The organism is Rhizobium sp. CB3060 (assembly GCF_025200735.1).
Classification (GTDB): domain Bacteria; phylum Pseudomonadota; class Alphaproteobacteria; order Rhizobiales; family Rhizobiaceae; genus Rhizobium.
In genome coordinates, this window is record NZ_CP104158.1 from 829,364 (window position 1) to 847,310 (window position 17,947).

At 59.2% G+C, this 17,947-nt stretch carries 16 protein-coding genes; 7 read left to right on the forward strand and 9 right to left on the reverse strand.

The features are described 5' to 3' along the window. Nucleotides 1-167: 167 nt before the first annotated feature. The 3 genes from mltG to gmk all read left to right on the forward strand — a co-directional run bounded on the left by mltG (nucleotide 168) and on the right by gmk (nucleotide 3,047). Nucleotides 168-1,391 (forward strand): endolytic transglycosylase MltG, encoded by a 1,224-nt coding sequence (mltG, locus tag N2601_RS04120; protein WP_104825041.1) that lies wholly within the window; start codon nucleotides 168-170, stop codon nucleotides 1,389-1,391. A gap of 102 nt (nucleotides 1,392-1,493) precedes the next feature. Further along, complete coding sequence (locus N2601_RS04125; protein WP_104822562.1) at nucleotides 1,494-2,381, forward strand: YicC/YloC family endoribonuclease; 888 nt, start codon at nucleotides 1,494-1,496, stop codon at nucleotides 2,379-2,381. A 3-nt stretch (nucleotides 2,382-2,384) separates the two neighbouring features. Next, nucleotides 2,385-3,047, forward strand: a complete 663-nt coding sequence (gene gmk, locus N2601_RS04130; protein ID WP_104822563.1) for a guanylate kinase — start codon at nucleotides 2,385-2,387, stop codon at nucleotides 3,045-3,047. A gap of 7 nt (nucleotides 3,048-3,054) precedes the next feature. On the opposite strand, the gene rsmA is transcribed toward gmk, so the two are convergent. The 7 genes from rsmA to N2601_RS04165 all read right to left on the reverse strand — a co-directional run bounded on the left by rsmA (nucleotide 3,055) and on the right by N2601_RS04165 (nucleotide 11,486). Further along, nucleotides 3,055-3,882: a 16S rRNA (adenine(1518)-N(6)/adenine(1519)-N(6))-dimethyltransferase RsmA gene (rsmA, locus tag N2601_RS04135; RefSeq protein ID WP_104822564.1), complete on the reverse strand. Its 828-nt coding sequence runs from the start codon at nucleotides 3,880-3,882 to the stop codon at nucleotides 3,055-3,057. Further along, a complete protein-coding gene (gene pdxA, locus N2601_RS04140; RefSeq protein WP_104822565.1) occupies nucleotides 3,882-4,907 on the reverse strand; it encodes a 4-hydroxythreonine-4-phosphate dehydrogenase PdxA in 1,026 nt (341 codons plus the stop codon). Before pdxA ends, rsmA begins: the two co-directional genes overlap by 1 nt. Before the next feature lie 12 nt (nucleotides 4,908-4,919). Further along, on the reverse strand, nucleotides 4,920-5,810 hold the full coding sequence (locus N2601_RS04145; RefSeq protein ID WP_245463971.1) for a peptidylprolyl isomerase: 891 nt from the start codon (nucleotides 5,808-5,810) through the stop codon (nucleotides 4,920-4,922). A 261-nt stretch (nucleotides 5,811-6,071) separates the two neighbouring features. Continuing rightward, entirely contained in the window at nucleotides 6,072-8,447 is a 2,376-nt protein-coding gene (locus tag N2601_RS04150) for an LPS-assembly protein LptD (RefSeq protein ID WP_104822567.1), read from the reverse strand. Continuing rightward, nucleotides 8,448-9,533: an LPS export ABC transporter permease LptG gene (lptG, locus tag N2601_RS04155; protein WP_104822568.1), complete on the reverse strand. Its 1,086-nt coding sequence runs from the start codon at nucleotides 9,531-9,533 to the stop codon at nucleotides 8,448-8,450. It lies immediately after the preceding gene. Next, on the reverse strand, nucleotides 9,530-10,705 hold the full coding sequence (locus N2601_RS04160; protein WP_104822569.1) for an LptF/LptG family permease: 1,176 nt from the start codon (nucleotides 10,703-10,705) through the stop codon (nucleotides 9,530-9,532). The genes lptG and N2601_RS04160 overlap by 4 nt, the downstream gene beginning before the upstream one ends. Before the next feature lie 103 nt (nucleotides 10,706-10,808). Next, nucleotides 10,809-11,486: a phosphatase PAP2 family protein gene (locus N2601_RS04165; RefSeq protein WP_260303967.1), complete on the reverse strand. Its 678-nt coding sequence runs from the start codon at nucleotides 11,484-11,486 to the stop codon at nucleotides 10,809-10,811. A 314-nt stretch (nucleotides 11,487-11,800) separates the two neighbouring features. On the opposite strand from N2601_RS04165, the gene N2601_RS04170 reads away from it, so the two are divergent. Continuing rightward, nucleotides 11,801-13,297 (forward strand): leucyl aminopeptidase, encoded by a 1,497-nt coding sequence (locus N2601_RS04170; RefSeq protein WP_104822571.1) that lies wholly within the window; start codon nucleotides 11,801-11,803, stop codon nucleotides 13,295-13,297. 32 nt (nucleotides 13,298-13,329) lie between these two features. Beyond that, a complete protein-coding gene (locus N2601_RS04175; protein WP_104822572.1) occupies nucleotides 13,330-13,779 on the forward strand; it encodes a DNA polymerase III subunit chi in 450 nt (149 codons plus the stop codon). Between the two features lie 29 nt (nucleotides 13,780-13,808). Here the strand turns inward: N2601_RS04175 and N2601_RS04180 are convergent, their stop codons facing one another. Both N2601_RS04180 and N2601_RS04185 read right to left on the reverse strand, forming a co-directional pair. After that, a complete protein-coding gene (locus N2601_RS04180) occupies nucleotides 13,809-14,357 on the reverse strand; it encodes a GrpB family protein (protein WP_104822573.1) in 549 nt (182 codons plus the stop codon). A 71-nt stretch (nucleotides 14,358-14,428) separates the two neighbouring features. After that, entirely contained in the window at nucleotides 14,429-15,352 is a 924-nt protein-coding gene (locus N2601_RS04185) for a Gfo/Idh/MocA family protein (protein WP_104822574.1), read from the reverse strand. 232 nt (nucleotides 15,353-15,584) lie between these two features. Here N2601_RS04185 and N2601_RS04190 point away from each other — a divergent pair, with 232 nt between their 5' ends. After that, a complete protein-coding gene (locus N2601_RS04190) occupies nucleotides 15,585-16,160 on the forward strand; it encodes a TRAP transporter small permease subunit (protein ID WP_104825042.1) in 576 nt (191 codons plus the stop codon). Next, nucleotides 16,160-17,929 carry a TRAP transporter large permease gene (locus N2601_RS04195; protein WP_104822575.1) on the forward strand — a complete coding sequence of 590 codons (1,770 nt, stop codon included), beginning with the start codon at nucleotides 16,160-16,162 and terminating at the stop codon, nucleotides 17,927-17,929. The genes N2601_RS04190 and N2601_RS04195 overlap by 1 nt, the downstream gene beginning before the upstream one ends. The last annotated feature ends 18 nt before the right edge of the window (nucleotides 17,930-17,947 follow it).

The following is a 17,947-nucleotide window of genomic DNA, read 5'->3' on the forward strand; positions in this document are numbered from 1 at the left end:
CGATCCTTGAATGTTGTTGTGTTTTTTTGCGTGTCCCATGGATGCGCCGCAGCAATGTCTAATCGGTCGAAAGCGGATCTTCACCAGGCTCCGCTTTATCTTCTGAACCTGTTTTTTGCCGCATTGCTTGGTCAAAGAGCAGGCAATGACAAATGAAGGGATTGCCGGTGAGCGATACGAACCAGAACAACGGAACTCCGAACGGGCAGAAGGGGCCGATTATCCCGAAATCGGCCAACGAAGCTCTGCGTCCGGAGCGTGTTCCGGATCCGCCGAAGCGCTCCCGCAAAGCCCGCAGCCAGATGGTGATTTTCCTGAACTTTCTGATGACGCTGGTCGTCTTCGTGATCGTTCTCGCGATCGTCGGCACCTATTACGCCATCTCCGCCTACCAGAGCCCCGGACCGCTGGCGACCAACACCAATTTCATCGTGCGCAACGGCTGGGGCCTTGCCGAGATTTCGGGCCGGCTCGAAGCCAACAACATCATCTCCGATGCCCGCATCTTCCGCTACCTGACGGCCACCTATCTACACAATGGCGAGACGCTGCGGTCCGGCGAATATGAGATCAAGGCCGGCGCCTCCATGAAGGACATCATGGAGCTGTTGAAATCCGGCAAATCGATCCTCTATTCGGTTACCTTGCCGGAAGGCCTGACCGTGCGGCAGATCTTCAACAAGCTGCAGGCCGATCCGGTGCTGGAAGGCGAACTGCCATCGGCGCTGCCGCCGGAGGGTAGCCTGGAGCCTAATACCTATAAATTCACGCGTGGCGCCAAGCGTACGGAAATCATCGATCAGATGAAGGCAGCGCAGGAAAAGCTCGTCGACCAGATATGGGACAAGCGCGATCCGTCGATGCCGCTGACCAATAAACAGGATCTGGTCACTCTGGCGTCGATCGTTGAAAAGGAAACCGGGCTTGCGGATGAGCGCGCTCATGTGGCGTCGGTCTTCCTCAACCGTCTCGGCAAGGGCATGCGTCTGCAATCCGACCCGACGGTGATCTATGGGCTCTTCGGTGGCGACGGCAAGCCGGCCGATCGCCCGATCTTCCAGTCGGATCTCAAAAAAGAAACGGCTTACAATACCTACATGATCAAGGGCCTGCCGCCGACGCCGATCGCCAATCCGGGCAAGGACGCACTCGATGCCGTTGCCAACCCATGGAAGACGCAGGACCTCTATTTCGTTGCGGATGGCTCGGGCGGCCACGTCTTCGCCGCGACGCTGGAAGATCACAATGCCAACGTTAAGCGCTGGCGCAAGCTCGTCGCCGAAAAGGGCGAGGATCCCAGCGCGATCGCCGTTGACGGTCAGCCGGACGATAGCGGAGCCGCAGCCGGTACGGCCCCTTCCGGCACACAGCAAAAAAAGAAGACGAACTGATCTCTGCTGCGCTGTGCTTTCGATCGAACGGACGGCGTAGTCTCACCTTGCATTGGTCCATGATTGTTGAGCGATTGTGGACAAGAATTATCGGAGGCTTGCATGGTATTGCAGTCCATGACCGGTTTCGCCCGGCGTGAGGGAACGAGTGGGCGCTCTCGTTGGGCATGGGAATTGCGATCGGTCAATGGCAAGGGTCTCGATTTCCGCCTGCGCCTGCCGCAAGGGCTGGAGCGGCTGGAAACCGATATACGCAAGCTCATCACCGACAGGTTTGCGCGCGGCAACCTGCAGGTCGGTCTTTCATTGTCCGTCGATGAAAGCCGCGTCGAGGCGGTCGTCAATCAGGACGCGCTGGCGACAGTGCTGGCCTTACGCGGTCAGCTCTCAGGCGTCATCGATCCTGCGCCGCTGCGGCTGGACACGCTGCTCGCAATCCGCGGCATCGTAGAGTTCAAGGAAGCTGAAGAGAGCGACGATGCGCTTGCCGCACGCGACGCCGACATCATGGCGGGTCTCGAAGCCGCGCTCGCCGATCTCAGCGATATGCGCCGTCGGGAAGGGCAGGCGCTCGGTCAAATCCTGCTCGGCCATGTCGGCGCCATCGAGACGCTGACGACAACGGTTGAGAGCGATCCGTCCCGCTCGCCGCAGGAGATTGCCGCGAGGCTTGCGACGCAGATTGCCATGCTTCTGGACGGAACCTCCGGCCTGGATCGTGACCGGCTGCATGCCGAGGCCGCTCTCATCGCCACCAGAGCGGATCTGCGCGAGGAGATCGACCGGCTGAAGGCGCATGTGGTGGCAGCTCGCGACCTTATCGCCAAGGGTGGACCGGTCGGACGCAAACTCGATTTCCTTGCACAGGAATTTAACCGGGAATCAAATACTATCTGTTCGAAGTCGAATGCCGCAGCGGTCACCGCCGCCGGCATCGAGTTGAAAGTGGTCATCGACCAGTTCCGCGAACAGGTCCAGAATTTGGAGTAAGCCATGAAGCCGGCGATATCCACATCCATTCCGATTGCGCGCCGGGGGCTGATGCTTGCCATTTCCTCGCCATCCGGTGCGGGCAAATCGACAATTGCGCGCACCTTGCTGGAGACCGATAAGCAGATCGGTCTTTCCGTCAGCGTCACGACGCGGCAACGGCGGCCGAGCGAGATTGCCGGCGTTCATTATCATTTTGTCTCGTTGCGGGAATTTGAGCGGCTGCGCGATTCCGACTCGTTGCTCGAATGGGCGGAGGTACACGGCAATTTCTACGGCACGCCGCGCGAGCCGGTAGAGACGGCGATGGCCGAGGGCCGCGATATGCTCTTCGATATCGACTGGCAGGGTGCGCAGCAACTGCAGGAGAAAATGCCGGCCGACGTCGTATCGATCTTCGTGCTGCCGCCCACCATGACGGAGCTGCAATCGCGCCTGCACCGCCGCGCCGAAGATTCCGAAGAGGTGATTGCCACGCGGCTTGCCAATTCCAGAGCCGAAATCGCCCATTGGCGCGAGTATGACTATGTCATCATCAACGATGATCTGAACGCCGCTTTCGACGCGGTTCAGTCGATCGTCAAGGCCGAACGCCTGCGCCGCGACCGCCGCCACGGCATGTTCGACTTCGTTCGTGGTCTGCTGGAAGAAACGCCGAAGCTGTAAATCGCGATCAAAGCGAGTTTGCCAACCGGCAGAACTCTTCGACGGACAGCGTTTCGGCGCGTCGCTGAGGGTCGATGTCGGCTTTCCGCAACAGTGCTTCGCCGCCAAGCGATTTCAGACTTTGGCGCAGCATCTTGCGCCGCTGACCAAAGGCGGCCTGCGTCACCTTTTCCAGATTGTCGACGGAGCAGGGGATCGGGTTTTCCTTGGGCGTCAGATGCACGACCGTCGAGGTCACCTTCGGCGGCGGCGTGAAGGCCTGTGGTGGCACATCGAAGGCCATATGCGCATTGGTGCGCCAGCCGCTGAGGACGCCGAGGCGGCCGTAATGATCGTCATCCTCGTCGGCAACGATCCGCTGGCCGACCTCTTTCTGGAACATCAGCGTCAGGGACTGCCAGAAGGGCGGCCAATGGCCTGGCAGCAGCCAGTTCACCAGCAATTGCGTCCCGACATTATAGGGCAGGTTGGCGATGATCTTGACCGGTCCCTCTGGCGCCAGTGCCGCGAAATCCGTCTTCAGCGCATCGCCTTCGATGACCTCGAGCCGGCCGGGATAGTGATCGGCGATCTCGGCGAGCGCCGGCAGGCAGCGCGCGTCGCGCTCAACGGCGATGACCTTGGCGGCGCCAAGCGCAAGGATGGCGCGCGTCAGCCCCCCTGGCCCTGGGCCGACTTCGAAGACGGTGGCGCCCTCCAGCGATCCGGCGGTGCGGGCAACCTTTTGGGTCAGATTAAGATCCAGCAGAAAGTTTTGGCCGAGCGCCTTGCGCGCGTCGAGGCCGTGGCGCTGGATTACGTCGCGAAGCGGCGGCAGACCGTCGAGGGCAGCCATCAGCGATTGCTTCCCGTCGCGCGGCTGAGCTCGCTCGCCAGCTTGAGCGCCGCCACGAGGCTGTCCTCTTTGGCGATACCCTTGCCGGCGATACCGAAGGCGGTGCCGTGGTCCGGCGAAGTGCGGACAAAGGGGAGGCCGAGTGTGACATTGACGGAATCGTCGAAGCCGAGCGCCTTGGCCGGAATCAAAGCCTGATCGTGATACATGCAGACGGCGACATCGTAGTGACGGCGCGCATCGTCGTGGAACATCGTGTCGGCGGGGAGGGGGCCAAAGGCATCGATGCCTTCATTGCGCAGTGCCTCGATCGCCGGACGGATGATGGCCTCATCTTCCGTGCCGATCGCGCCGTTCTCGCCGGCATGCGGATTGAGGCCGGCAACGGCCAGTCGCGGTTTTGCGATGCCGAAACGAGTCCTGAGGTCGTGGTCGGTGATCCGGCAGGTCTCGACAATCAAATCCGAGGTCAGCGCCTGCGGCACATCCTTCAGCGGAATATGGATGGTGACGGGAATCGCCCGCAGCTTCGGTCCGGCGAGCAGCATTACCGGCATTACCGGCTTGCCTGTCGCGCGTGTCGCAAGATCGGCGAGGAATTCGGTATGGCCGGGAAAGCCGAAGCCGGCGTCGTAAAGGACTGACTTGGCGATTGGGTTGGTCACGACCGCGCAGGTATCTCCCTTCATGCTGAGCGAGACCGCCATCTCGATAGCCGCAATCGTGGCTTTCGCCGTAACGACATGCGGTTCGCCTGCAACCACATCCATGCCGGCGGCAATCGGCAGCACCGGCAAGGCATCGGCAAAGACGCCGGAGGCCGTCGATGCGTCGGCTTCCTGAAGCGGCACGGTCAGGTTCAACTGGCGCGCTCGCGCCGAAAGAACGTTCGGGTCGCCGAGAAACAGGAAGGGAGACAAACCAAGCTCGCCGCGGCGAAGCCAGGCGGCGAGCGTGATGTCAGGTCCGATACCTGCTGGGTCCCCTTGCGTGAGTGCAAGGGGGCGGGAAGGGCGGGAGGGCATCGGAAGGAACGATCAGCGATAGAGGATCTGCGCCTTGGAGCGCAGTTCATCCATATACTTCTTGTCGTTGGCGCTGACGCCCTGGGCATTCGCCTTGCCGAGATCTTCGGCGCGGAAAACGGCCGCGGCGGCGATGTCGTCGTTCACCTGGCGCTGCGAGCAGATGGCAACATATTCAACACCGCGATCGGTCACGATCGCATCGGTCGTGTTGCCTTTTGCCTTCTCAAGCAGCGGCTTCCAGGCTTCCGGCAGATCGGGCGCAAGCACGCGGCCAAGATCCTGGACGGAAACGTCGTGCATCGTCGCGGCAAAGACTTTCGCCTGGTCGCAACCGGGGAACTTGGCACGCGAGGCTTCCGCTTCGGCCTTGCGTTTACCGAGAATTGCGTTGCGCTTGGCAGACGGGACGACGAAGACCATCTGCTTCAGGAAATATTCCGTCGTGACCGGCTTTGTCTTGTTTTCCGTCATGCGCGTCACGAGGGCATCATTCGACATGCGGCCGCCGCTCGAGCCGAAGCGGGCATTGACGACGCGCGGCCAGCTCATGGAAATGGCGATATAGGATTTGAAATGGTCGACGGTGACGCCCATCTTGTCCAGGATCTGTCCAAGCTGCTGCGGCGACATTTTGTTGCTGGCGGCGAAGCGGGCAAATGCGTTGTCGACGTCCGTCGTCGATACCGACATGCGCACGCGGGAGATTTCCGAGCGCTTTAGGGTCTCATCGACGAGCTGCTGTTGCGCCAGCTTGTTGAGGTCGCCTTTCGCGTGCTGCAATTTCAGGAAGTTGATGCGCTTGGCGACATCGCCTGATGTGATCACCGTATTGTTGACGACGACCTTCACCTCACTTGCCGCGAAGGCAACATCGCTGCTTGGCACGGCAAAAGAAGCCATAACCAACGCTACGGCGCCGAATAGCACAGCGCGCATCGGTGTCTTTCCAGAGAACATCAACTAACCCCTTCCCAAAGGTCCTTGTCTGCACTGCGTCACATTGGAACGCCATTGGCGCAATACGGCAAATTCGCGCCAATATCTACAACAAGCACGACGAATTGCAAAATCCTTGCGGCGAAACAATGACGCGGAGAGACATGGCGATCGCTTCAAAGCAAAAGGGCCGGCTTTGGAGCCGGCCCTTTTGGATTTGAGTGATCAGAACGTCGCGTCCTGGACATTGCCCAGATTGACGTCGCCGAGCGTACGGAACGTGATGCGGGCGCCGATCGACCAGTCGCTTCCCGACTGGTTCGTCGAATCCTTCTTGTCGAGGAAGGAGACGCTGAAGATCGTGCATTCGTCCTCATAGGAAAGACCGATGCCCTGGCGCGTGATCTCGCTGTCGTTGAGATCATAGCTGACCGTGCCGAAGACAGACCAATAATTCTTGAATTTGATCTGGGCGCGGGTTTGGATTTCGTCCTGGTCCGAGGTGAAGCCATATTGCGGCTGAGCGGCGATATGGGTGTAGGTCACCGAGGTCTGGAAGTCGTCGTTTGCAAAGCCGACCTGCGTATCGCCGCGACGGAACGCGAAGTCCTTTTCGTCGAAGCGGTAGGACTGCGAAAGCGAGATGCCCTGCGGCGTCGTGAGGCCGAACATGGTCACATAGTCGGAGCGGGTGGTTTCAAGTCCCGAATCCGAACCGGCACCCACCAGATCGTCGGTTGCGAACGAGTTTCGTCCGGCAAGCTGGTACGATTGGCCGAAGATGTGCTGCAACTTGTAACCGCTGTCGAAGCTGCCCGTATAGCGCCAACCCACGTTGGCGCGCGTGCCGCCTTCTACACGGTCGAAGCCGGAGAATTTGTCGCGATCGAACAAGTTGGTCGCATCGAAAACAAAGCTCTGGGCGTCTTCATTCGGCAGCCGTCCTGCAAGTTGCTCGTCAGGACGCACATAGATTTGTGCGATCGGCTCGAACACATGCGTGCTGTTGCTGGTGGAAATGAGGAACGGGTACTTGGCTTCGAGGCCTCCCGTTACCATACCGCGCGTCGCGTAATCGCTGGTGTCATAGTTGCCGGAATAGTCGCCGTTAGGCGCATCCATACCGAGGCCATAGATGTCGCCGCGAGCTGCGGCAAGCGGCGTCAAGACCAGACCCTGATCGGTCGTGAAGGTGCGCTGCCACTGTAGCTCGGTGGTAAGACGCGTATAGCTGCCGGAAAGACCGAGGAAGCGGTCGTTCAGGCTGGCGTCGCCGAGATTGTTGACGTTGTCGAGCACCGACGCCTTGTCACGCGACAAATGCGTGAAGTTCATCGTCGCGGACAATTCGCCGCCATAGACCGAGTTCGGATCGACATAATGATAGTCGACGCTCGGATAGACGACCGCCTGCTGCTTTTCGGCGGTGCTGTTGTCGTCAGCGTCCTGAATGTCATAGTAGAAGGCGCGCATATCGAAATAATTGCGCTTGCCGAGACCCGTCAAATAGATGTCGTTCGTGTGGGTGCTCTGGCTGAGACCTTGCAAGCCATAGGTGCGCGAAAAGTTATTGTCGCTTTGCGCCATGACATCCCAGCCAAACGTCCAGCGAGGATTGATTCTGAAATCGGCCTTCGACGAGATCACGCCGCGGGTTTTGTGCTCGGCGTCACTGGTATTGGCGGTGAACTGGTCCGGGCTCATCTGATTGATACCGGCGACGCGCAGAATATGCGTACCGTTTTCAAAGCGTTGCCGGAATTCGCCTTCGAGCAGCAAGCCCTGGCTTGTATAGCCGGTGGCGCTGATCGTCGCGTCCATGCTCGGCGAGATGACGTAATAGTAGGGAACCTTCACGCCAAAGCCGAGGTTCTCCGAATAGCTCATCGACGGAAACAGGAAGCCTGATTTGCGCTTCACCGTATTGTCGGGAACTTCGATCCAGGGAACATAAGCGATCGGCTGGCCGAACAGTTCGAAGCGGGCATGCTCGAGACGGACGGTATGCGTCACGCCGTTCTGCACCACGCGCTGAGCCTTGACCTGCCATAGCGGCGCGCGGCCCTGCTCGGAGCACGGCAAACAGGCGGTATAGACGCCCTTCGTCAGAATCAATTGGTTGCCGCCCACACGTTCGCCCTTTTCGGCGGCCATGCGGGTATTGTCTGGCATTTCGATACGCAGAGCGTTGACGAAACCGTCGGAGAAGCTGTCGGTGACATCCATTTTGTCACCGTACATCCGGTTGCCGTCCGGGCTGATCAGCTCCACATTGCCAATCGCCGTCATCCGTCCGCTTTTTTGATTATATTCAACCTTTTGCGCGACCATCTTGTAGCCGCCATAGTTGATCTGAACCGCACCGCTGGCGGTAACGATTTGAGTATCCTTGTTATAGACCAGTTCGTTTGACGAAAGGATCAGCTTGGAGCCTTCCGGCACTTTGACCTTAACGGGAGAGGTCGCAGCGCCAGCGCCGCCGTTATTATTGTTGTCCTGGGCGTAAGCTACGACCGGGCTCATGACAAATGCATACGCAGCCGCGCCCATGACGAGGGCAGCGACAAATTCCTTGATACTCTTGCGGTTGCCTGCCGCCACTTAGCCGTCCTCCTGATGAAGCAGGATCGTTGCTCCGAATGCCAAAGCGACGATCACGGGTATCCATGTCGCCACGAAAGGAGGAACCACTCCGCTGCTCCCGAATGCCTTTACCAGCACGGTGACAACATAAAGCACGAAGCCTGAGAGGATTCCACCCAGAATCACGGAGCGCGATTGGTTGAATCTACTGAATTTTAACGAGACGGTGGCGGCGATCAGCGTCATTGCCACCAGAAGGAATGGCTGCGACAGCAGCGAGTGAAATTGGGTCTCAAGAGCTTTGGTTGAGATGCCAAAGGACTTTGCAATCTTTATTCGATTAGAAAGATCATAAAAAGCAATGGTTTCCGGCTGTGCCAGGCGCTCTGAGACGAAATCCTGTTTCAGATTCGTACGAACCTGTACCGTACTCTTATGATCCGGAATTTCGCCCGGTCTGCGCTCGACGACACTGTTAAGAAGCCAGTAACCATCTTGCAACTTTGCCGACTGCGCGTCCTGCCTGAGAACGATATTCCCTTGTGAATCGAAGTGGATAAACACGACGTTCATCAGCGTCGTTCCGTTGTCGAGAACGGCCTTGGCGCCAATGATGACGTCGTCTTTGCCGTTCGACTGGCGCAGCCACGGAATCGAGAGCTTGTTGTGATAGGATGGATCGCCGCGTAGGTCGGCTTCCATCGTTTCCGCCTGCCGTTGTCCCCACGCCGCAACAGGATTGAGGGCAAACATGGTCAGCAGGCCGACAAAGAATGCGCCGATCACGAACGGCGTCATGAACTGCCAGACGGAGATGCCGGCCGCACGCGCAATCACGAGCTCACGACGCCGATTGAGCGCGATCAGCACCGTCATGCCGACGAACAGGGCGATGAACGGCACCGTCTGCTGCAGGATGAACGGCAGCCTGACGGCCGTCATCAGCAAGCCGAGGCTGACCGTGTACCCGGGAAGGCCGGCAAGCCGGCCGGCGGTCTCGCTGAAGTCGACGAGATAGACGATCGAGACAACGCCGAGGAAAAACCAGAAGGTTGTCACGACGTAGCGCATGAAGAAGTAGCGGCCGAGCGTATTGAAGATCATGCGCCGCCCCCATTCGAGCCGCCGGGCGCCGGCATGCGATCCTGGATCTTCTGCCGCAGATTGGCGAAGCGGTTGCGGATGGACCTGGGCACCGACATCTTCCGGTTCCTGAACAGCAGGGCGATCGCAATCAAAGCTGCGCAGATGTTGGCCGCATAGAGAACGCCGATGAAATAGGGAGCATTCTCGATCTGGTTTGCCGCATAAAAATCCGCCCAGCGCAAGGCAAAAGCAATGGTAAGCGCCGACACCATCGGATGCAGCCGTGCTTCGCGATGGGATCGCGCATCGCCGGCTATCACCAGGGATATCAGGGCAAAGATTGCCGGCAACGCCCAGTCGGTGAGACGCCGATGTAGCTCCGCGCGGTAGCCGCCTGGTTTTGCTTTATAATCTGGATCGTTCGGATCCGGGTTCAGCAGGAAGCCAAGACCGCGGTCGCCGGCGCGCAGCGTTGCCTGGCCGCGGCTCTGCGTCATGTCGGAAAGATCGAAGGAATAGGAGTCGAAATTGATGACGGAGACGTTGCCGTCAGGCGTTTTGCGGTGAACTTCGCCATCCTTCATCAAAAGCGACGTGCCGCTCGCATCGACGGCGCCTTCCTTGGCATAATAGATGAGATCGAAAGTGGGATCGCGCGAATCCACCACGAACAGGCCCTTCAGGATTCGTCCCGACAGGCGCTGGGTGATCTGCACATAAAGCCCGTCTTCGATACGGCGGAAATTCTTCTCTTCGATGACGGTCGAGAGAAGGTCGGCATAGGCTTCTGCGACCATCTCGCGGGCGGCTACACGCGCTTTCGGCTCGACCATATTGTCGACCACAAATGAGAAAACGCTGATAGCTATCGCGAGAATCATGATCGGGCGGACGATGATGCTGCGCCGCGCACCCGCCGCCTCCATAACCGTCAGTTCCGAATCGCTGTTCATCGCCGTCAGCGTCTGCGTGATGCCGATCACCAGAGCGAAAGGCAGAACCACGGGAATGATCGTCGGCAGGATGAGAGTCGCAAGCTTAGCAAACGAGCCGATCGACTGGCCGCTGTCGGTCACGAGGTTGATGCGCTGCAGCACCTGGGTCGTCCAGATGATGGCGAGCACCGGCAGCAGCGCTACCAGGAACATCATGCCGACACGCCGTACGATATATGTTTCGAATAACTTCATGCCGGCCCTTAAACGCAACACTCCGCCGTGCGAGCCGGCAGAGATTCATCCTCCTCTACGCCGTTTGCGTTTTTTTGGCGACAGCCCACTCGCAAAAAATTCGTTAATTTTCTGAATTTTTTCTGCTGTGTGTCGTTTGGGATAACGCCATGAGAGCGGTGAATATGACAAGCGAGGAAAGCCAACCCAAAACGGCATCCGAGAGGTAGTGACCGCCGAAGGCTACTCGGAGGGCTGGAATGAGAATAGACACGGCTGCGATCGGCAGGGCGAGGGCCGTCCGCGCCGGCTGCGGGATGATGAAGATCAGGCAAAACAGCCAGCCGGCAGCGGCGGATTCTCCGGAAATGAAGGAACAGTTGCTCACACATTTCCCGGCAAAAGAGCCGGCATGAACGAAATCGAGCATGCCGCCGAAGAGATCGGTCTGCCGTGGCCGAGGACGGCCCGAGAAGGATTTGAGCCAGAGATTGACGATCAGCACGGGGCCGAGAAACAACGAACCGAGCGCGATTTTCAAATTGCGGGCCCGCAGCGTCCGGAAGGTTGCGCCGTGTTGCTGCCAGCACTCGACCAGCATCCAACAGAGAGCAATCGCGACGATATAGGGAACCTGAAAGAAAACTTCCCTGAGCAGACGCATGTGCGCATCGTCATTATAAGGGAAAATGCCGCAGATCTGGCCGGGCCTGACGGGAGTGGCGCATTGTTCCTGCAGGAAGAACATATTGGCCACAGCAAGATCGATCTGTGGAAGAATCGAAAACAGCCCGAGCAGCATCCACCAAAGACAAAAGAGAACGACGAAGGCATCGCCCGCCGTGCGCGGCCGCAGGATTTCGGGGAAACGATCCCGATGATCGAAGCTGGCGGAGTCTATGATCAAGGCGGCGTTCCGATAGATGATCGCGTCGCGCAGGCGGCGAGACCCAATAGATGCTCCGGCAAACTAGCGGCGGTAGATGACAGGGATTTGAATGTCTCAAGGTGTTTCTTCGCGGAATGCCTCGCCAAAAGCTTGTATTTGATATGGAAACCTTGAATGATCCGGAGTGTGTAATTCTATTTTGCACGACACGTATTATCGGAGCAGAAATGTCTGTGAAATTCGAGATTTCCTTTGCCAAATCGGTTCGGCTGACTGGCGGTCTGGCCATTCTCCTGAAAGACACGGACAGCGAGTTGCCGGCAGGGGCAGAAAGTGCCGATCCGGCAAATGTTTTCGCCAAGGCCGCACGGATTGCCCGGTTCACCGCCAAAGGCTTGAGCAGCCTCGATATCGTCGCGCCCGAAGGCTCGCCGGTCGACCGTATCATCGTTATCGGCACCGGCAAGGCGAAGGAGCTGAATGCGCATGATTGGCTGAAGCTCGGCGGCGGCGCGGCCGCGAAAATCCGCAATGTGGAAAAGGCTGCGATCTTCATCGATGCACATGACGGTGAGACCGAGGCCACGGCAGCGGCCGATTTCGCCCTCGGCATGCTGTTGCGCGCCTATAGCTTCGATACCTACAAGACGAAGAAGAACGACGACGAGGACAAGAACGGCACGCCGAAGTCCGTCAAGGTGACGATCGTTACCTCGAATGCCGCTGCGGCGAAGAAGCTCCTCGCGGCATCGGAAGCGATCGCCGACGGCGTGATTCTGGCCCGCGATCTCGTCAACGAGCCGCCGAACGCTCTCGGCCCGGTCGAGTTTGCCGCCAAAGCCAAGGGGTTGGAAAAGCTTGGTGTCGAGGTGGAGATCCTGACGGAGCGTGAAATGCGCCGGCTCGGCATGGGGGCGCTGCTTGGCGTGGCGCAGGGTTCCGTGCGTCCGCCACGCCTGGTGATCATGCAGTGGAAGGGCGGCAAACCGAAAGACAAGCCGATTGCCTTCATCGGCAAGGGCGTGGTGTTCGACACCGGCGGCATTTCCATCAAGCCGGCTGCCGGCATGGAGGACATGAAAGGCGATATGGGTGGGGCTGCCGCTGTCACCGGCTTGATGCACGCGCTCGCGGCGCGCGGCGCCAAGGTCAACGCCATCGGCGTCATCGGCTTGGTCGAAAACATGCCGGACGGCAATGCCCAGCGTCCCGGCGATATCGTCACCTCCATGTCGGGCCAGACGATCGAGGTGATCAATACGGATGCGGAAGGTCGGCTCGTGCTCTGCGATGCGCTCTGGTATACCAACGACCGCTTCAAGCCGCAGTTCATGATCAACCTCGCGACGCTGACCGGCGCCATTCTCATCGCGCTCGGCAATCTGCATGCCGGCCTGTTCTGCAATGACGACAAGTTGGCGAACGAACTGACCGCCGCCGGCCTTGCCACCAACGAGCGCCTGTGGCGCATGCCGCTCGGCAAGGACTACGACAAGATGATCGACAGCAAGTTCGCCGACATGAAAAATACCGGCGGCCGCCATGCCGGTTCGATCACCGCCGCGCAGTTCCTCAAGCGTTTCGTCCAGGAAACGCCTTGGGCACATCTCGATATTGCCGGCACGGCCATGGGCTCGATCCAGGACGAAATCAACCAGTCCTGGGGCTCGGGTTTCGGCGTGCGCCTGCTCGACGAGCTGGTCCGCCAGAATTACGAATCGTGACCTTCGAAGGTGTTTGAGATAGAAGGAACGGCATGACCGACGTTCTCTTCTATCACCTGACCGAATCGAAGCTGGAAGACGCCCTTCCTCCGCTGATCGACAAAAGTGTCGAGCGCGGTTGGCAGGTTGCCATCCAGGCACGCGAAGCGGCGCGGCGGGATGCTCTTGACGTGCATCTCTGGACCTATCGCGAGGACAGTTTTCTGCCGCATGGCACGGATGATGGAGACATGCCGGACAAACAGCCGGTGTTGCTGACCGTCTCGCCCGACAATGCGAACAACGCCACGGTCCGCTTCTTCGTCGATGGCGCCGAAGCCTCGGATATCGAGAATTATCAGCGCGTTGTTTTCATGTTCGATGGCTACGACCAAGAGCAGTTGGAAGGCGCCAGGGCGCAGTGGAAGAAGCTGAAGGGCGAGGGGCATAACCTCACCTACTGGCAGCAGACCCAGGATGGGCGCTGGGAGAAGAAGGCGTGATCATTCTTCTTTTCCCGTTGGGAGAAGGCTTAATCACCAGTCGCTGCAACAATCTTGTCAATAAAGACCTTCTTCGCCTCCGTATATGCGGCACGATTGTCGGCATATTCGTCGGCTAGCCCGATTTTCAGTGCCTCATAGGCTTGGGCGAGAGCGGGATTTGCGCGGAGCCTGTCGCGGAACAGGATAAACCGGTTCCATTGGGCGCCGCCATGTTCGACAATGTGAACGAGATGGGTGCGCGTTTCGCCTTTGATGCCGCGGCCGAAAATATGATCGTCGGGGACGATGTCGTTGCCGACATACTCATAACCAATCTTTTCCATTGGCTTGATGCAACGGAATCCTTCGTCGAAACGCCTAACACCAACGGCGATATCGATGATTGGCTTGGCCTTGATCGCCGGTATAGACGTACTGCCAAAATGCTGGATGTCGAGTGCGAGATCGCGGAGGGCTTTGCGGATAGCGATCTCTTCCAGAGCATAGGCTTCCCGCCATCTTGCATTCGGCTCGGCCAGCGTGACAAGCTTGTGTCTTACGCCCAGCCCGAAGCTTTCCCCGCTTTCGGACGACATCGCAATCTCCCCACCCATGAAGATGCGCCACTTTAGCATTCTGCGCGGCGCATCTCATCGGTCAATGGAGCTTAGTCGTGGAAAGCCTCGACGAACTTGCGCTTGCCGAGCATGAAGGCGTCGGCGACGTGGCGAAGCGGCGCCAGGTCGACATCAGACGTGCCGGCTTTGACGATCTCGGCGAAGCGGCGATAGAGCGAAGGATATTCCGCCTCGGGGGCGGTGAACTTCAATTCGCCGTTCACCGAAAGCTTCGAGCCGCCCTCGGAGAGCACCATCTGGCCGGCTTCGGTTTCAGCGACGATATCCCAGCTCTGCTTGCCGGTCTGGCGCCAGTCGAATTCGGCATGGACGGCAAGTCCCTGGCCACTCTTGAACTGCAGGTCGGCCGCAATCGGCGAATCGCGGTTTTCGGGGAATTCCAGTACTGCGCCCGTCAGAAATAGCGGCGGCAGGATGTGGGTGACGATCGATAGAGCATTGATGCCCGGATCGAAGACGCCGAGGCCGCCGGCCTGCCAGATCCATTCCTGATTCGGATGCCAGTGGCGCACGTCTTCCTTCCAAATGACATGGACGCTGTTGATCGTCGTCGCGTCGAGAAAAGCCTTCGCGGCCTCGACAGCAGGCGCATAACGCGAATGCCAGCTCGCAAAGAGAGAAACGCCCTTTGCCTTGGCAAGCGCCTCGAGATCGGCAACTTCGCTCAGCGTGGCGCCCGGCGGCTTTTCCAGGAACACATGCTTGCCGGCCTGAAGAGCCTTGTAGGCAGCCTCATAGCGATATTGCGGCGGCATGCAAAGCGAGACGGCATCGATCCCGGCAACGGCGTCCAGCATGGCCTCGATGCTGGTGAAGGCCGGAATGCCGTCGACGGTGCCGTGGCGGCTCGCCGTGGCGATCAGTTTGAAATCCGAATTGTTCGCGATGGAAGGAAGGTGCTGGTCGCGGACGATCTTGCCGACGCCGACGATGGCGAGGTTGATGGGGGACATGGGTGTCTCTCGATTAGTATGATTATTTGCATGATCTTTTATCAGAATGCAGCGGGCGGGCAAGGCCGGCAAGCGCAATTGCTGGCAATCAGGTGGACGCCTGGCATTTCTTGCTGCTGCGCTGTCACATTTGGAAAACCAGCTTACACTCTTGATTCACAGCGTAAAATCGGCACTCTGCCTGTACGCGGCAAGGAGATCTCGGGGAAGACCGCTGCGGGGGAGAAAAATGATGAAAGCATTGCTCGGCTTCAGCCGGCTCGTGGATGCTGTCACCGAATTCATTGGCAAATCGGTTTCTTGGCTCATTCTGGTCGCCGTGCTTGTCAGCGCCGGAAACGCGATCGTCCGCAAGGTGTTCAACACCTCGTCCAACGCCTGGCTGGAAGCGCAATGGTATTTGTTCGGCGCCGCCTTCATGCTCGCCGCCGCCTATACGCTCAGGCAGAACGAGCACATCCGCATCGATATCGTCTACGGCGCCTTACCGCGGCGCGTTCAGCACTGGATCGATCTGCTCGGTCATTGCCTGTTCCTCATGCCCTTCGTGCTTCTGATGGTCTATGACCTCGTGCCCTATGTTCGCACGTCCTTCCTATCGGGCGAGGTTTCGTCCAGTGCTGGTGGCCTGATTATCTGGCCGGGCAAGGCGCTATTGTTGGTAGGCTTCCTTTTATTGGCGGTGCAAGGTGTTTCCGAAATCATCAAGAAGATCGCCGTCATGCGCGGCGATATGGAGGACCCGACACCATACGTGCCGACGCACGCGCCCCTTGATGCCGAAACGCCTGCCGGGGAGGCGCGCTGATGATTGAATTCATTGCCGTGAACATGGCCCCGATCATGTTCGCTTCGCTAATCATCTTCCTACTGATCGGATATCCTGTCGCCTTTGCGCTCGCCGCCAACGGACTGCTGTTCTTCTGGATCGGCGTCGAGCTGGCGCCTTATTCGGGCGGTTCCATCCATCTCTCCTGGCCGTTGCTCAACGCGCTGCCGGATCGGTTCTGGGGTGTGATGTCCAACGACACGCTGCTGGCGATCCCGTTCTTCACATTCATGGGCATCGTGCTGGAACGCTCGGGGATGGCGGAGGACCTGCTCGATACCGTCGGCCAGCTCTTCGGCCCGATTCGTGGCGGTCTTGCTTACGCGGTGATCTTCGTTGGCGCGCTGCTTGCCGCCACCACCGGCGTCGTCGCGGCCTCGGTCATCGCCATGGGCCTGATCTCGTTGCCGATCATGCTGCGTTACGGCTATGACCGCAGCCTTGCGTCCGGTGTCATTGCCGCGTCTGGAACGCTTGCGCAGATCATTCCACCGTCGCTTGTGCTGATCGTGCTGGCTGACCAGCTCGGCCGTTCGGTCGGCGACATGTATGCAGGCGCGCTGATCCCCGGTCTGGTGCTGACCGGCATTTACATGCTCTACGTGCTGATCATGTCGATCGTCCGGCCGAATTCGATGCCGGCGCTGCCGAAGGAGGCGCGCTCGCTCGGCTCCGGGGTGACCTCGCTTTTCATCGCGCTCTTGGTCGGCGGCGGCGTTGCCTATGCGGCTCATGTCTACCTGACGCCGATCTACGGTGAGAATGCCGATATTCTTGGTGCAACCGTCGGCGTCGCTTTCATCTATGTCGTCGCCGTCATCGATAAGACGTTGAAGTTCAACCTGATGTCGCGGCTGGCCCAGCAGGTGATCATCGTGCTGATCCCGCCTTTGGCGCTGATCTTCCTCGTACTCGGCACCATCTTCCTCGGCATCGCAACACCGACGGAGGGCGGCGCGATGGGGGCAACCGGCGCGCTGGTGATGGCGGCAGCGAAGGGGCGGCTGAACATGGATGTGGTTCGCTCGGCACTCGCATCGACGACACGGCTCTCCTCCTTCGTGCTGTTCATCCTGATCGGCTCGCGCGTATTTTCGCTGACCTTCTACGGCGTCAACGGTCATGTCTGGGTGGAGCATTTGCTGGTGTCGCTGCCGGGTGGGCAGGTCGGTTTCTTGATCGCCGTCAACCTTTTGGTTTTCGTGCTGGCCTTCTTCCTCGATTTCTTCGAGCTCGCCTTCATCATCGTGCCGCTGCTGGCGCCCGCCGCCGACAAGCTCGGGATCGACCTGATCTGGTTCGGCGTCCTGCTCGGCGTCAACATGCAGACGAGTTTCATGCACCCGCCCTTCGGCTTTGCGTTGTTCTATTTGCGCTCGGTGGCTGCGAAGGTGCCTTACCTCGACAAGGTCACCGGCAAGAAGACGGCGCCGGTGACGACGGGACAGATCTATTGGGGGGCGGTACCCTTTGTCGGCATTCAGATCCTGATGGTGGCGCTGACGATCATGTTTCCGCAGATGGTCACACACTACAAGGGAGCGGGCGCCGGGATAGATCCCAATACCATCAAGATCGAAGTGCCCGGCTTTGGTGCGCCCGGCCAGGATAATGGCGGCGGTCTCGGTTTGCCGGGCGGCCTGCAGCTCCCGGGTGCCAATCCGCTCGACAACAAGCCGGCAGATCAGGGCGGCGAAAAGAAGAACCCGCCTGCGAATGATCTCAGTCAGCCGCCGTCATTCAATTGAGCAGGGGACGAAGCGGCT

Excerpts from the sequence above, each read along its gene's own strand:
- pdxA (WP_104822565.1), bottom strand. The coding sequence starts at position 4,907 with ATGCCCTCCCGCCCTTCCCGCCCCCTTGCACTCACGCAAGGGGACCCA.
- N2601_RS04185 (WP_104822574.1), bottom strand. The coding sequence starts at position 15,352 with ATGTCCCCCATCAACCTCGCCATCGTCGGCGTCGGCAAGATCGTCCGC.
- rsmA (WP_104822564.1), bottom strand. The coding sequence starts at position 3,882 with ATGGCTGCCCTCGACGGTCTGCCGCCGCTTCGCGACGTAATCCAGCGC.
- N2601_RS04165 (WP_260303967.1), bottom strand. The coding sequence starts at position 11,486 with ATGCTGCTCGGGCTGTTTTCGATTCTTCCACAGATCGATCTTGCTGTG.
- N2601_RS04190 (WP_104825042.1), top strand. The coding sequence starts at position 15,585 with ATGAAAGCATTGCTCGGCTTCAGCCGGCTCGTGGATGCTGTCACCGAA.
- N2601_RS04160 (WP_104822569.1), bottom strand. The coding sequence starts at position 10,705 with ATGAAGTTATTCGAAACATATATCGTACGGCGTGTCGGCATGATGTTC.
- N2601_RS04195 (WP_104822575.1), top strand. The coding sequence starts at position 16,160 with ATGATTGAATTCATTGCCGTGAACATGGCCCCGATCATGTTCGCTTCG.
- N2601_RS04145 (WP_245463971.1), bottom strand. The coding sequence starts at position 5,810 with ATGGCTTCTTTTGCCGTGCCAAGCAGCGATGTTGCCTTCGCGGCAAGT.
- N2601_RS04180 (WP_104822573.1), bottom strand. The coding sequence starts at position 14,357 with ATGTCGTCCGAAAGCGGGGAAAGCTTCGGGCTGGGCGTAAGACACAAG.
- lptG (WP_104822568.1), bottom strand. The coding sequence starts at position 9,533 with ATGATCTTCAATACGCTCGGCCGCTACTTCTTCATGCGCTACGTCGTG.
- gmk (WP_104822563.1), top strand. The coding sequence starts at position 2,385 with ATGAAGCCGGCGATATCCACATCCATTCCGATTGCGCGCCGGGGGCTG.
- N2601_RS04170 (WP_104822571.1), top strand. The coding sequence starts at position 11,801 with ATGTCTGTGAAATTCGAGATTTCCTTTGCCAAATCGGTTCGGCTGACT.
- N2601_RS04125 (WP_104822562.1), top strand. The coding sequence starts at position 1,494 with ATGGTATTGCAGTCCATGACCGGTTTCGCCCGGCGTGAGGGAACGAGT.
- N2601_RS04175 (WP_104822572.1), top strand. The coding sequence starts at position 13,330 with ATGACCGACGTTCTCTTCTATCACCTGACCGAATCGAAGCTGGAAGAC.